Source organism: Bacillus sp. A260 (assembly GCF_009861435.1).
In the GTDB taxonomy this organism is placed as follows: Bacteria; Bacillota; Bacilli; order Bacillales; family Bacillaceae_G; genus Bacillus_A; species Bacillus_A cereus.
Genome location: NZ_CP046398.1, coordinates 3,020,396 through 3,034,820, shown reverse-complemented (window position 1 = coordinate 3,034,820; position 14,425 = coordinate 3,020,396). Strand labels below are relative to the sequence as shown.

The window sequence follows — 14,425 nt, the reverse complement described above, 5'->3', positions numbered from 1 at the left end:
AGATAGTCTCTATGAACGAAATGATTCTACTAGTATTAAAATAAAGAGTCTAACTTTATGGATAAGGAATTGAAGGCTAATACATCGTATAAATATGTAGTAACAGCGGTTGATTTAGCTGGAAATGAATCTAGTAGAAGTGATGTATTGGATGTAACAACAAAGGCAGAGGATTCCACATATGAAAAATGGGATGCGAGAAAAGCATATACTAAAGGTGATAGAGTAGTATATGAGGGGAAAGTGTATAAAGCAGTTCAAGGTTATCAAGGCAATGGTGACACAAATTGGATTTTTGCCCTATCGCTTTGGAAGCCAGTTTTGAGTAAATGATAAGCAGGAAAATGTAGTTAATATTTTTGGATTTTTCTTTGGAAATAAACGGCCGTTCAAAATATAAATTCTCAAATGGTTTAAATGATTTGCAAATAAATTTAATCTCCATCTATTGTTTACGAAATGAAATCGAAAAAGAATCCTAATGGTACTCCATTGGGATTCTTTATTTTCTAATTTGTAATAGCATAAATTTGCACAGTGAATTTGTTAGTGGCACCAATTGGACTTGCGATATAATATTTGGTATTTGTGTAAGCTTCAGTCCTAGATTCATGTGAAATATTTTTCCAACGAATAGAATCAGTACCTAGGGGAACATCAATCATTACATTGAAAGAGATAGTAGAAGGATGATCTTTTTCTGAAGGCACAATAACCCATTTCAATTCTTTGGTACCTACAGGTAAACTATCAATTTTAAAGTTTTGACTGGATCGATTTTTTTGTCCGGATAAAGGACTAGATATGGTTGCTTGTTTTATTTTATTGTAGGAATAATACATGTTTGCATAGGTAGTTTAATTCCTTCATTCATACAATATTATGGAAGAACCCCTGATCAATTAGGCGTTTTAATATTTTTTCAATTTACGGTTTTTTTATTTGGTGTTCTAAGTTCACCCATACTAGTAAGAAAGTATCATTATTTTAAAACAATAACATTAGGTGTTTTAGTAATGTCCATCGTTCTAGGAGGTTTTATATATATTAAAGAATGGGCATATTTAACTGTTATTTGCTTTGTATTAGGGGTTTGTTAGAAACTACGGTGGGTTCCTTTATTATTTCAGCAGAAAGGAATAGTGCTGCTAAATTTAGCATTCTCGAAGTATGGTTTGGGGTTGGGACGCTAGGGTTTCCGTTACTAGTTAATTATATTATAAAATTTTATGAATGGTATTTTATTCTTTATGGGATATTACTATTCTTTATTTTTACACTATTTGTTTGGTACATGTTTGGACGTACAAAATTTCTAAATTTTTCTCCTCAAAATAATGGAAAGGGAGGAGCATCCCTTTCCTCATTTACTCTAAAATTTAAAAGATTACAGTTATATTATTCATTTCACTTTTTGCATTTTTATATGCAGGCATAGAAACTAATCTTGCAAATTTTTTATCTACAATAATGATTCTTACCGAGAATGAATTAATCAGTTCAGTAAGTATATCTTGTTTTTGGCTAGCAATAGTTATAGGAAGAATACTTGTAGGTAAGCTAGCCCATAAATTTAATTATTGGACATATATTACATCTAGTTGCTTTACATTAGTGATTCTTTTATCTCTATTTCCCTTTGTTCGAGGTACAGGTATGTATTTGTTTGTCATCTTCATTATTGGTTTAGTCATAGCGGGTGTTTTTCCAATAACATTAATCATAGATTCCCGTATTATGGAAAATAATATTGATCAAGTGACTAGTCTATTTATCGCATCGGCCAGTTTAGGGGGGGCACTAGTATCTTTCTTAATTAGCTGGAGTCTATCATTAAATACTATAACTGTTACTTTTGGGATATTTGCACTTTTTGCATTGAGTCTAGGTTGTATTATTTTAAAAATGAGGAAAATTGCAACTTACGGTAACGAAAGTGCCAAAAAGGTAGAAGGTATGAAAAATTTATAGAAAAAATTTAATAATATGAAAAAGTTAATTTTATTTGGAATTCCTAAAAAAGTTGATAAAGTTAAAAATTCTGTATTTGGGCTTTGTTTTATATATTGTGCTGTGTAATATATAAAACAGAGATACTTCAAAAAAAGATATGCAACAGTGACCAGTTCTCAGGTAATAAAAAGTTATTTTAATTAGCTTTTCAGATTAATCTAAGAGGGGTTTGTTATCGAATGGAGATAAAAATTAGTAAAAAGGATAAGATTGATATCTCTAAAAAATTAAAGTCTTTTTTAGCTGAACAATATTCACTGGAATTGGGTGAATACATAAGCTATGAGTTACTTGAATTCATAATAAAGGAATTAAATCCACATTTTAATCAAGTTACTAGGGATAGGTTGGAAATGTTGTTAAAGAATATAGAGAAAGATATATACAGTCAATAGACTTTATATGAGAATTGAAAAACTATAATATCATTTTTTTTAATTATAAAAGGAAATATGTTACTGAAAAGTAAGGAGACAATCCATTACTTTTCTAAAAAGCAATTAGATCCGTACAATGATGTATTAAAGTGATTCCGAAGGGATTTTGGATGCTGAAGAGAGTACAAGTGAGTTAAAAAAGAAAGGTGCGTAGGCGCCTTTCTTTTTTGAAGGAGATTTTTATATTTTGGGATAGCGCCACATCGCTATCAACTTAAGAAATTAATTGTTCCCTAAAACGAAAAAATAAACTAAATGTCCTTGGTTACCTATGAAAAGAATAAATTTTTGTTTTGGGAGTACTTCAAAATGTTAGCTTGATAGCGATGTGAATGGACCCCCCACTGATTAAAGTTACACTTCATTCCACGCCACTCTCTAAAATAGAAAAAGATACATTTTCACAATCAATTTCTGCCAACGCGCCGTAAGGTAAAATAAACTTCGGTTCAGTATGGCCGAAATTTAAATTATAAAGAATCGGTAAATCTTCTAAATGATGTTCCTTCATAACTTGCAGTATTTCATGTTTATATTCTTCATAATATTGTTCATCTTTCGGTTTACCGAAGATAATACCTTTTGCTTTTTGCAGAATGCCTTGCGCTGCATAATTTCGTAACCAATACTTTATATAACTTGGTTCTGGATGATCTTCAGAAGTTTCAAAGAAGAGAATACTATCCTCCCAATGTTTTCTCTCAGGCCAAAGCTCCGTTCCTTTTGCAAATTCCAGTACTTCAATGCAACCACCAATTAAGTGCCCTTGTACAGTGGTAGAGCCTTGAAGTAACTCATATCCATTGTTTTGCCGCATTGTACGCTTTGTATCCTTATTTATCTCTATCCATTCTAAACGCTCACTCGTCCATTCATGAGCTGGTTGAATTTCGCCAATCATTTCATTGGAAAAGAGAGTTCGATTTACCATTTCAATTGTATATGGATCCATCTCTACATTTTCAGCAAAATCCGTTAAAATGGCTGGACCGTAAAAAGAGGAAAGACCTGCTTTATGGCAAAATAAATGTGAAATAGTAACGTCAGAGTACCCCATAAAAATTTTCGGGTTTTCGCGTATCACATTAAAATCTATATAGGGAAGTAACCGGATGCTATCTTCACCGCCAATATTCGCGATAATTGCTTTCACGCGTGTATCTTTAAATGCTGTCATTATATCTTCGGCACGAGCCTCTGGATTGTTATAAAGGTATTCGCTACCTTTTAAGCTATTTGGCATTGGGATAACCGTAAGACTAAAAACTTCTTCTAATCTTTTTACTCCTTGCTCATATCGCCATCTTATTTCAGCATCACCTGCTCCTCCCCACGAAGGACTTACTGTCGCTACGATATCTCCTGGCTGTAATCTCTTTGGTTTTATTAACATATGAATCCCGCTCCTACATAATGTAATGAACTACGGCTATACAAACCGTAGAGTTGAAGAACATTGTACATGACATTAGTTTCTCCACCTTCAATAAGTTCACCTGCTGTAATTTGAGAATTTAGTATTAGTGCTGAATATAGGAATAATCTACAAATATTTTTTGCTAAAATTTATATTTGAAAATCACAGTATGCATCATTGCATGAGGAAAACGGTTGTTATTTTTATAACCTGTAACTATAATGATTACAGGTTGGTCGATACCAATCAAAAAAATAAAATCATCACGAATGGAGATGTTACATATGGGTATGAAAAAAATAATTTTAGCAGGTGCTTTAGGGATCGCAGCATTATCAGGAACAAATTTACCAGGACTAGAAGTAACAAAAGTGAGTGCAGCTTCTATTGAATCGAATTTCTCGACGTTAGAAGGACGAGTAGTAGAAGTAGATAACGGTGTAATTGTTGTAAAATCTAAGCAATATGAGGAACCGGTTAGTGTGTATATTGATTCACTTTCAAATGTGAAAGTAGGAGATGAAGTAAAAGCTACTGGATCTATGATGCGTAATTTTACAGAATATATGGTTGCAACTGCAGTTGAAAATACAACAAACAAGTTAGGTATGCACATGAAAGAAGATGGCTCACCTAATTATGTAATTGGAGAAGTATCAAAAGTAGGAACGATGGAAGATGAGGGAGACGGTGCTACTAAATATGTTGTAGTTGAGTATCCATCGTTAAATGGGAAGAAAGATATTATTGATGTTTTCTTAACAAAGGGACAAATATTTAATGTGGGTGAGAAAGTGAAAATTGATATGAAGTATGTAGGTTGGGGCGGAAGTTCTATTAACTGGAACGCAGTTGACCATATTGAAAAAGTTCATGAAGCAAAGACGAACGTTGAAAATAATGATGATGTATGGATTTGGTCTTAATAAGGCGAGTATAAATCGTTATTTGCAATTTTCTCCAAACAATACATGTAAAAACTAAATGTATCATGCAGTACCCATCTCATTGCGTATGACAATTAGATGGGTACTTTTTTATTTGAAATTTGTGCAAGTCAATGTTTAGCATTTCTTTTTAAGAGTAAATTACGGTTGAAATCAAAACTTTATTTGCAGTACATAATAAATAATGTTGATTTTTTATCTTATATTAAAATAAAAACAAACCACTGTTCGATTTGAATATTCCACGATATAATGGTGAGAGTTTATATCTGAAGAAATATTTGCATAAGAAGTGAGGTACTATATGAAAAAAAGAACGACAGACATTATTTTTATTATTATTGGTGCATTCCTTTTTGCTTTAGGTGTCAATTTATTTGTTATTCCGAACGAATTTGGTGAGGGCGGGGTAACAGGTATCACGATTATTACGTACTACTTATTTGAGTGGTCACCAGGTTTAGTCAATTTAATTTTAAATGCGATTTTGTTAATAGTCGGCTATAAATTTTTAAATAAGATCACAACGATTTATACGATTATCGCTGTAGTTACGAACTCGCTATTTCTTCATTTAACAGAAGGATGGACGATTACTTCAGATGAAATGCTGGTAAATGCTATTTTCGGTGGAATATTTATCGGGTGCGGGATTGGTCTTATCATTCGCGTTGGTGGAACGACAGCAGGAACTACGATCTTAGCGAGGATGACACATAAATACTTAGGCTGGAGCATTAGTTACGGTCTACTGTTCTTTGATTTAATCGTTGCGTTTTCATCTTATTTCATCATTGGTGCAGAAAAACTGATGCTGACAATTATTATGTTATATGTAGGAACGAAAGTAATGGAATTTGTAATTGAAGGTTTAAATCCGAAAAAGGCCATTACGATTATTTCGGATAAACCGGATGAAATTGCCGGGAAGGTGACAACCTTAATGGGCAGAGGAGTTACCGTGTATTCAGGTCATGGCTATTACACGAAAACGCCGAAGGACATTCTTTACGTTGTTATTAATAAGCAAGAAGTAGTGAAACTAAAGAGGATTGTTCAAACTACAGATCCGGCTGCGTTCATCGCTATACACGATGTTCGTGATGTGTTCGGAGAAGGATTTGTTGATATTTCGAAGGCTTAAAAATTGTTTTTGATTAAAATAATCTTAATACTAAAACGTGAGAATCTATTTTGAATAATCTTTTTTCAAAATAGATTCTTTTTCTTTTTCTTGCAAAAAATCCAATTGTTTTTTAATGTAGTGATGTAGAAGGATGAACAAGAGAGGGTTTAATGAAGATGATACATATTTTATTAGCTGATGACGATAAACATATAAGAGAATTATTGCATTACCATTTACAAAAAGAGGGGTTTAAAGTTTTTGAGGCAGAAGATGGAAAGGTAGCGCAAGACGTATTAGAGAAGGGAAATATTCATCTTGCGATCGTAGACATAATGATGCCTTTTGTTGATGGCTATACGTTATGTGAAGAAATACGGAAGTATCATGATATTCCTGTTATTTTATTAACGGCGAAAGATCAGTTAGTGGATAAAGAAAAAGGATTCATTTCTGGTACAGATGATTATATCGTAAAACCATTTGAACCAGCTGAAGTGATTTTCCGTATGAAAGCATTATTGCGCCGTTATCAAATGCTGAGTGCGGACATAATTACACTTCACGGGACGACAATTGATCGTAAAGGTGTTGAAGTAAAGTGTAACGGGCAGACGATTTTGCTTCCATTAAAGGAATTTGAATTATTATCACAATTAGCTAGTTATCCTGGGAGAACATTTTCAAGAGAAGAGTTAATTGAGTTAGTATGGGGAATGGATTTTGAAGGGGATGAACGAACGGTTGACGTTCATGTGAAAAGGCTCCGAGATCGTTTCTCCAAACGAACGGATGATTTTCAAATTACAACAGTGCGCGGACTCGGTTATAAGTTGGAGTTGAAATAAAATGAAATCATTATACTCTAGATTTGTTTTTATGACGGTCGGTATTATGCTACTTAGTAGTATTATTGGCTTTTTATTAACGAACGTATATTATCAAGTGAAGTTAAAACCGTATAACAGTGAGAAGATTTTAACGTATGCGGAAGAAGTTAAGTCATTATATGAAAAGCAAAGTGAAGGAAATCAAGAGGCATATTTACATTCTATCGCAAAATTAGGATATGAAATTTATATTGTCGATGATCAAAAGAATGGAAAGCGTATCGGTAATGCGTTTCGTAAGACGACAATAAGTGATGATACCGTCCGTAAAGTGTTGAATGGCGAAACGTTTAATGGTGTTTCCACATATCCGACTCGCCTATTTATTACCGGTTTTTTCGATAATGAATTAATAAATAGTGTCGGTGTACCGGTAAAGCACGGTGATAAACAGTACGCTTTATTTATTCGTCCCGATATTCAGAACCAATTTGGCGAGATGCGAATTTTCTTAGCGGTATTACTTGGGTTTATCGTACTATTAAGCATTATCTTTATAGCAATTGCCGCAGGATATATCGTTCGTCCCATTCGTAAATTTACGAAGGCTACGCAAAAAATTGCGAGTGGGGAATATGAAATTGAATTAGACGTAAAACGAAAAGATGAAATAGGCACATTATCTACAAGTTTCCAAAAGATGACGAAAAGTATAAAAGAGTTAGATGAAATGAGACAAGAATTCGTTTCGAACGTTTCACATGAATTCCAGTCGCCGCTTTCTTCTATACAAGGTTTTTCGAAAACATTGCAAACAGAAAAGATGAGTGAAGAAGAAAGAAATTATTACTTACAAATTATTGAAGGTGAAAGTAAGCGAATGTCTAGTTTATGTAAACAATTACTTACGCTAGCTTCTTTAGATAAAGAAGAGAAAGTATTACAAATAAAAGAATTCAATTTGCAAAAACAAATTAAAGACGTCATCTTTATGCTGGAATGGAAATGGCGTGAAAAAGATATCGCTGTTGAGTTTGATGTGCCGGACATTACAATACAAGGTGATGAAAACTTACTTCATCAAGTATGGAGTAATATCTTTACGAATAGCATTAAATTTTCAAACGATGGTGGGACCATTGAGTTTTTCGTCGAAGAGTTAGAGGCTAGCGTTATAATCTCTATATCCGATAACGGAATCGGTATGGAGCAAGAAGAAATGGATCGTATTTTTGATCGTTTTTATAAGGTGGATACAGCAAGAGCAAGAAATGTAGAAGGTAGCGGTTTAGGGTTGTCGATTGTGCAGAAGATTGTTGAACTGCATAACGGAAACGTTTCAGTGTATAGTACGAAGGGGGAAGGGACTACTGTTCGGGTGGAACTTCCTAAATAGATGAAAGAGGCTGTTTCGGAACGGCCTCTTTTTGTTCGTTAGTCTATGTGTAAAGTGAAAAGAGTTGTTTTAAAGATGTGAGTAATCCTATTCCATAATTGGACTTGTTTGTAGAATAAGATTAGGAGGAAGTTTATTTGAAAATGTAGAATCTCTACAGAGTTATAAGGATTTTATTGAAACTTTAGCTATTTAGGGAGGAAATTACTTTGAAACGAATTGACTTGTTATTAAACACACTAGATTCAACATTCGATAAAGAGAGTTGGTATGCACCGTTTAAACATGCTATAGAAGGACTTACAGCCGAACAGGCTATGTGGAAACCATCTGGGGAGGAAACGAATACCATTTGGGAGAACGTTAATCATCTCATTTATTACAAAGAGAGGCTTGCTGCAAACTTGGAAGGACGTGAATGGACACATAATCTTGACGGTAATGACACCTTTTATCTTACTAAGCAATCTAATAATGATACGGAATGGAAGGAAGTCGTTGAACGCTCTGAAAATGCTCAGCGTAATTTAAGACAGGTATTAAGTGCAATTTCTGAAAGAGAGCTTGAACAAAATTCACTTGAAGGTAAATTACTGGACATCATGCTTCATGATGCTTATCATACAGGCCAAATTATTCAATTAAGGAAAATGCAGGGGGCATGGCCATCAAAGCGTTAACTGCCGTTTTAGGTTGGTGCTTTTGTTGAATAAAATTTAGATATTCAAACGACTTTATTATTATATTTTTAACCCCGTCCCAAATTTAGAACGGGGTTATGTTTGCTGGCTATAAAGCAGCACCTTTCCCGCGCTCCTCCTTAAACTGCACCCCAAAAGTATCCGCTGTAATCTCATCAGCTTTCGGCAATGCTCGTAATTTCGGATGAAGTAGCCATACGAGAGAAATAAATAAAATCCCGATGCTAGCGAGCGCGAAAATGAGTTGGTTACTAAATACATTTGCAGTGTATCCGCCAATTAAAGAACCGATCGGCATAGCAATTGTGCTCATACTTCGCATGACTGAATTGATGCGGCCAATATATTGATTTGGAATTACAATTTGGCTAATTGTCGCAAATAATATGTTGGTTGCACCAATTGGAATCCAAGCTAGGCCGAATAAGAGAATAGATAGCCATTGAAACGGTACGATTGTAGAGAGAAACCAAAAGGTAGCGCCAGTCGCAAAGCCAATAATAGAGACACGGCCAACATTACGTTTACCAACCCATGAACTGAATAATGCACCGATGAGACTGCCTGCTGATATAGCAGCTAAGAAGAAGCCATATGATTTCACGCCCCCTAAAGAATCAGCGAAAGAAGGGAGTATGGCCATCGTCATACCAATTGAAAAATTAGCGACAACGGAACCGATTAAGAATACGCCCATTAAGGAACGGAAGACGATTGAAAAACCTTCTTTTAAATCAGAGAAATATTGTTTAGTTGAAAGTGTTGTACCTGTTTCGGTTTGCTTTGGTATTTTCAATGAAAAGAACAAAAAGGCAGTAATCGCGAATGTGAAAGAGTCAATTACATATAAAGTGATCGCGCCAAATAGTGCTACTAATATTCCAGAAAGCGTCGTACAAATTAAGTCAATGCCTTGATACGCAAATGAAAAGAGTGAATTTCCTTTTAATAATTGTGTTTTATGCAGCAGAAGTGGTAAAGCTTTTGATTGTGCGGGATAGGCGAATTGTTCAATAAAGGCTACGATTGGCATGATGATGAGTAGTAGGTGGACTGTTAATAGGTCGAAGTAGTGTGTAATAGGAATGATTAAAATAAGAATGCATTGCAAAACTTGTGTGATGACGAGGGTGTGTTTAATGGACCATCTATCAACGAATGGACCAGTAAGAAATTGAAGTGCAGAAGGTAATAATGTAAGAAAACCAGCTAATCCAGAATAAAAAGGATTACCACTTAATTTGTATACGAGCCACATCGCGGCTACATAATACAAACTATCTCCTATGTTTGTAAAAATTCTCCCTAAAAATAATAAGAGGAAATTCCGGTTTTTTAATATGTCCACTTTATCTACTCCTTTATAATAAATTTATTCGGTAAAATAAATTTGACCGTTTATGTAAAAAAAATCGTATTACGATTTTTCTTCTTTTTTAATAAATTGCTGCATTGTTCTCTCAGCGATTTGAAGTGCAGTAGTAGAAATATAATAAGGTTTACTATTCGGATCTTTATCTGCACCTTTTGTGATTTCGTTTAATTCAGCCATTAATTCATAAAACTTTTTTACCCACACTTGAAATTGTTCTGGCGTAGCATCAAACTCCCAGCAAGATGAAACGTAATTCCAATCAGCAGGATCTTCGCTTTCTTTTCGTAATGTAAAAGCTTCTTCTGGTGCAGCGAGAATTTGGCTTTTCGTTCTTTCTATCATTTGTAAAAAGATTTGGCGACCTGATTTACTTAATATTTCTAAATGAGGTAATAGATCTGCAGCAGGGGTGAAGCCTTTCGCGACAGATTGATAAAACTTTTGAATAATCCCATTCTTTTCTTCTGTATAAACGATCTCTATAAGACCATTCTTTTCTAATTCTTTTAAATGATAATGAATTTTCGCCCTTGAAATGCCGAATTTCTCAGATAGTAATTGTCCAGTATAAGGACGTTCGCATAGACGTATCATCATTTCGGCACGTAGTGGATCGCTTAATGCTTTTAGTTGGCTATAAGTAGTTAGTGTTAATACGGGCTTCAAAATGATCAACTCCTTAAATTAAATTACTCGGTCAATATTATTTGACTGAATTGTATCAAGGATCTCAAATATTTTCAATACTTTCTGAAAATTTAATCTTAATCTCTGTAATCTTCTGTTCATATTCCGTTCATATTTCTTTTTTATGATAAGTGCATAGAAAGAAAGAGGAAGGAGCGAGCGAAATGTTTTTAGCTCTGCGTGAATTAAAACAATCAAAATTAAGATACGGATTAATCGGATTGATTATGGTGTTATTATCATTTTTAGTCCTTGTTATTTCAGGATTAGCAAATGGATTATCATATGATAATGCTTCATCGATTCAAAATATGGAGGCAAATAAGTTCGTTTTAGCAGATGATGCGGAAAATAAATTACTTCGTTCACAAATTAAGAAAGACGATGTAGATAACGTAGTAAGTCAAGTAGGCGAGAAAGAGGCAGTTCCGTTTCGTGTGAAAGTTTCAACATATGAAAAGAAAGATAGCTCGAAAAAGGTTGATATCGCTATTTTCTCAAGCGAACGAGACTCATTTTTAGAACCGAACATTGTAAAAGGGGAGAAATTAGGTACAGCAAACAACGAGATGGTTGCTGATGAATCGATTAAAGAGAAGGGAATCGATATTGGAGATACAATTATCGATCCTGTTTCAAAGAAAGAATTTACAATCGTCGGATTTACGAAAGATCAAATGTTTAGCCATACACCAGTCGTTTATGTAAATGAAGACGTATGGGGATCTATTTCACAACCAAACCAAAAAGATTATAGTGCAATTGCACTTAACACAGATAAAGAAATTAAAAATGCTCACGTTATTGATAAAAAAGAAGTACTGCAAAGTATTCCAGGATTTAAAGAAGAGCAAGGAACTTTAACGATGATCATTGCGTTCTTACTTGTGATCGCTGCGTTATTAATCGGTGTATTCTTCTATGTTATTACACTACAAAAAACACAGCAATTAGGTGTATTAAAAGCAATTGGTACGAAGAACTCGTATTTAGCAAATAGTTTAGTCGTACAGGCGTTATTCTTATCAGTCGTTGCGATGGTAATTAGTATCGTTCTTGTACAAGGATTAGAACAAATTTTACCAGCGGGTATGCCGTTCTTATTAACAACACCGATGATTGCACAATACGCAGCAATCTTTATCGTAATTAGTATTTTAGGAACACTTATTTCGTTATACCAAGTATTAAAAGTTGATGCATTAGAAGCAATTGGAGGCGGGATGTAATGACTTCATTATTGAAATTAGACAAAGTAAGTAAAGTGTACGGAGAAGGGAATACGGAAGTAACAGCCCTTCATCCGATGTCGCTTGATGTGAAAGCTGGAGAGTTTATCGGAATCGTCGGTCCTTCTGGATCAGGGAAAAGTACATTATTATCAATCGCGGGTGCACTATTATCACCGTCAAAAGGGGATATTTACATTCGTGAGCAAAATATTACGAAGCTATCAGAAAAGGAAATGACAGACATTCGTTTGAAAAAAATCGGCTTCATTTTCCAGTTCGCAAATCTTGTTCCATATTTAAATGTGAAAGAACAATTACTTTACATTGCTAAGTTAAAAAAAGAAAGTAAACAAGAATCAGAAAAGCGTGCGGATCATTTATTAGCGGCATTTGGATTAGGAGAAAGAAAAAATCATTATCCAAATCAACTATCTGGTGGGGAAAAACAAAGGGTAGCAATTGCTCGTGCGTTCATGAACAACCCAGATTTAATATTAGCGGATGAGCCAACGGCAAGCTTAGACTCAAAACGCGCACGTGAAGTTGTTGAAATGATGAAACGTGAAGTGAAAGAGAGCCAAAAAGCAGCAATTATGATTACACATGATGAAAGAATGCTTGATGTATGTGATCGTATATTGACGCTTCGAGATGGACAGTTAATATAAAAAAAGGAAAACCGTACATGTATGTGCGGTTTTCCTTTTTTTAATGGATTTATTTAGAGAATAACGTTTTAATTTTATTACGAGTAAGTAATAAAATCCCGCCTAATACAGATAGCATTCCTAGAGCCATATTGTTTGATTGCTCGCTACCAGCGTTAGGAAGTTCTTTAGCGTTATTGTTTTTAGTACCATTATCTGCTTGCGTTTGTTTAGACTGTGATACTTCATTAATCTTGTTATCAACATTTTGCTTCGTTGTATGTAACTCAGCTAATTTGTCGTCAATTTTTTTCTCAGTATGCTTAAAGTCGTTGATTTTAATATCTAAGTCTTGTTTTTTCTTTGTTAAATCGTCTGAAACAGTTTGTTTCGATTGTTTAATTTCGTTAATTTTATTTAGTAAATCTTCTCTAGCCTTTTGTAATTCAGCTAGTTTGTTTTTTACATCTTGTTTAGCTAGTTCTAAGTTAGCGGAAAGACTGTCTAAATTGCCTTTAATTTTCTTAAGTTCCTCTAACGTGTTACCAGTATTCGGCTTGTTTTCTTTTAGTTCAGCGAGTTTGTCTTCAGCAGTTTGTTTCGCTTTCTTTAACTCAGCTAATTTTTCATCTACTTGTTTTTTAACTTCCTTAAGTTCATTAACCTTTTGATCAATGTTCTCTTTATGTTGCTTCATTTCATTCACTTTTTCATCGACAGTTTGTTTATGTTCTTTAATCTCATTCACTTTGTTATCGATATTTTGTTTATGCTCTTTTACTTCAGCAACTTTATCTTCTACTTGTTTTTTATGCTCTTTAATTTCAGCGATTTTATCTTCGGCGATTTGTTTGTCTTGCTGAAGTTTTGCATCTAACTCTTGTTTATGTTGTTTAATCTCGTTAATTTTTTCATCAGCAACTTGTTTACGTTCATGTAGTTCATTCACCTTCGTATCAACATTTTCCTTAACTTTGTTAAGTTCATTTAATGTTTGATCCACGTTTTCTTTGTGTTGCTGTAATTTCGCATCTAACTCTTGTTTATGTTGCTTAATTTCAGCTAATCGATCTCCCGTACTTTGCTGAGGAGTAGCATCATTTACTTCCGCCTGAGCAGAGTTCGCGCCAGCAATCATTGCTAAAGCTAGTGTAGACGCAGCAATTGTTTGTTTTGTTTTCATATTTTTGTACCTCTTTTCTTTCATATGCATGAGCTGTTTTGTGTAAAATTGAGCATATAGAAGTAGATTCTTCCATCATTATATACCATCTGCGCCGCCTAGAGGAAGTATTTGCATAATAATCTATGATTATGTAATTTTTATAATCTCTTATTTGGGGTAGGGGAGTACTCTTTAGCAAATGTAGTTTTTCCAACTGTAATGATAACTAATCTTTTCATGACGCCCTCCATTTGTGTTGTTATAAACTGGAATATTCGGTGTAGATCGAAGTCTTCCTGCTAGAGATTACAAAAATTGTTGGAGCGTAGCAGGCTGGAAACTTGACAAAAAAACTTATTTATGCTATAATTTACCAATATAAAAATAAGGTGTATAATAGGGTTCTCCTGGCCAGGGGAACCCTATTTTTGTTGTGAAAATGAAGGAGAGTG

Annotated in this window: 12 protein-coding genes and 4 pseudogenes; 11 read left to right on the top strand and 5 right to left on the bottom strand. The window is 34.1% G+C overall.

Going from position 1 to position 14,425, the window contains the following annotated elements; all coding sequences use genetic code 11:
• Positions 1 to 48: 48 nt before the first annotated feature.
• A pseudogene (locus GD442_RS15260) lies at positions 49 to 333 on the top strand (carbohydrate-binding protein); the annotation flags it as partial.
• A 176-nt stretch (positions 334 to 509) separates the two neighbouring features.
• On the opposite strand, the pseudogene GD442_RS15255 reads toward GD442_RS15260, so the two are convergent.
• Positions 510 to 812: pseudogene (locus tag GD442_RS15255) on the bottom strand (hypothetical protein); the annotation flags it as partial.
• 36 nt (positions 813 to 848) lie between these two features.
• Between GD442_RS15255 and GD442_RS15250 the strand changes: the two are divergent.
• From GD442_RS15250 to GD442_RS15240, 3 genes and pseudogenes are all read left to right on the top strand, one after another.
• Positions 849 to 1,971 (top strand): annotated as a pseudogene (locus tag GD442_RS15250) (MFS transporter).
• A gap of 221 nt (positions 1,972 to 2,192) precedes the next feature.
• A complete protein-coding gene (locus GD442_RS15245) occupies positions 2,193 to 2,408 on the top strand; it encodes a DUF2164 family protein (protein WP_000403244.1) in 216 nt (71 codons plus the stop codon).
• A 24-nt stretch (positions 2,409 to 2,432) separates the two neighbouring features.
• Positions 2,433 to 2,543 (top strand): annotated as a pseudogene (locus GD442_RS15240) (HXXEE domain-containing protein); the annotation flags it as partial.
• 268 nt (positions 2,544 to 2,811) lie between these two features.
• On the opposite strand, the gene GD442_RS15235 reads toward GD442_RS15240, so the two are convergent.
• Positions 2,812 to 3,843, bottom strand: coding sequence for a S66 family peptidase (locus GD442_RS15235; protein ID WP_159365118.1), 1,032 nt, complete (start codon positions 3,841 to 3,843; stop codon positions 2,812 to 2,814).
• A 308-nt stretch (positions 3,844 to 4,151) separates the two neighbouring features.
• On the opposite strand from GD442_RS15235, the gene GD442_RS15230 reads away from it, so the two are divergent.
• The 5 genes from GD442_RS15230 (at position 4,152) to GD442_RS15210 (ending at position 8,846) form a co-directional block, all read left to right on the top strand.
• Entirely contained in the window at positions 4,152 to 4,793 is a 642-nt protein-coding gene (locus tag GD442_RS15230) for a hypothetical protein (protein WP_159365117.1), read from the top strand.
• 325 nt (positions 4,794 to 5,118) lie between these two features.
• Positions 5,119 to 5,958: a YitT family protein gene (locus tag GD442_RS15225; RefSeq protein WP_087964589.1), complete on the top strand. Its 840-nt coding sequence runs from the start codon at positions 5,119 to 5,121 to the stop codon at positions 5,956 to 5,958.
• A gap of 152 nt (positions 5,959 to 6,110) precedes the next feature.
• Positions 6,111 to 6,788, top strand: coding sequence for a response regulator transcription factor (locus GD442_RS15220; protein ID WP_100060661.1), 678 nt, complete (start codon positions 6,111 to 6,113; stop codon positions 6,786 to 6,788).
• 1 nt (position 6,789) lies between these two features.
• Complete coding sequence (locus tag GD442_RS15215) at positions 6,790 to 8,166, top strand: sensor histidine kinase (protein ID WP_159365116.1); 1,377 nt, start codon at positions 6,790 to 6,792, stop codon at positions 8,164 to 8,166.
• 209 nt (positions 8,167 to 8,375) lie between these two features.
• On the top strand, positions 8,376 to 8,846 hold the full coding sequence (locus tag GD442_RS15210) for a DinB family protein (protein WP_134208299.1): 471 nt from the start codon (positions 8,376 to 8,378) through the stop codon (positions 8,844 to 8,846).
• Positions 8,847 to 8,955: 109 nt separating this feature from the next.
• Here the strand turns inward: GD442_RS15210 and GD442_RS15205 are convergent, their stop codons facing one another.
• Entirely contained in the window at positions 8,956 to 10,215 is a 1,260-nt protein-coding gene (locus GD442_RS15205) for an MFS transporter (protein WP_134208297.1), read from the bottom strand.
• 69 nt (positions 10,216 to 10,284) lie between these two features.
• Complete coding sequence (locus GD442_RS15200) at positions 10,285 to 10,908, bottom strand: ArsR/SmtB family transcription factor (RefSeq protein ID WP_000805786.1); 624 nt, start codon at positions 10,906 to 10,908, stop codon at positions 10,285 to 10,287.
• A 185-nt stretch (positions 10,909 to 11,093) separates the two neighbouring features.
• Between GD442_RS15200 and GD442_RS15195 the strand changes: the two genes are divergently transcribed.
• Positions 11,094 to 12,158, top strand: a complete 1,065-nt coding sequence (locus GD442_RS15195; protein WP_000477773.1) for an ABC transporter permease — start codon at positions 11,094 to 11,096, stop codon at positions 12,156 to 12,158.
• Entirely contained in the window at positions 12,158 to 12,829 is a 672-nt protein-coding gene (locus GD442_RS15190) for an ABC transporter ATP-binding protein (RefSeq protein ID WP_000202606.1), read from the top strand. Before GD442_RS15195 ends, GD442_RS15190 begins: the two co-directional genes overlap by 1 nt.
• A gap of 49 nt (positions 12,830 to 12,878) precedes the next feature.
• On the opposite strand, the gene GD442_RS15185 is transcribed toward GD442_RS15190, so the two are convergent.
• Positions 12,879 to 13,991 (bottom strand): LPXTG cell wall anchor domain-containing protein, encoded by a 1,113-nt coding sequence (locus GD442_RS15185; RefSeq protein ID WP_025686849.1) that lies wholly within the window; start codon positions 13,989 to 13,991, stop codon positions 12,879 to 12,881.
• Positions 13,992 to 14,425 lie beyond the last annotated feature (434 nt).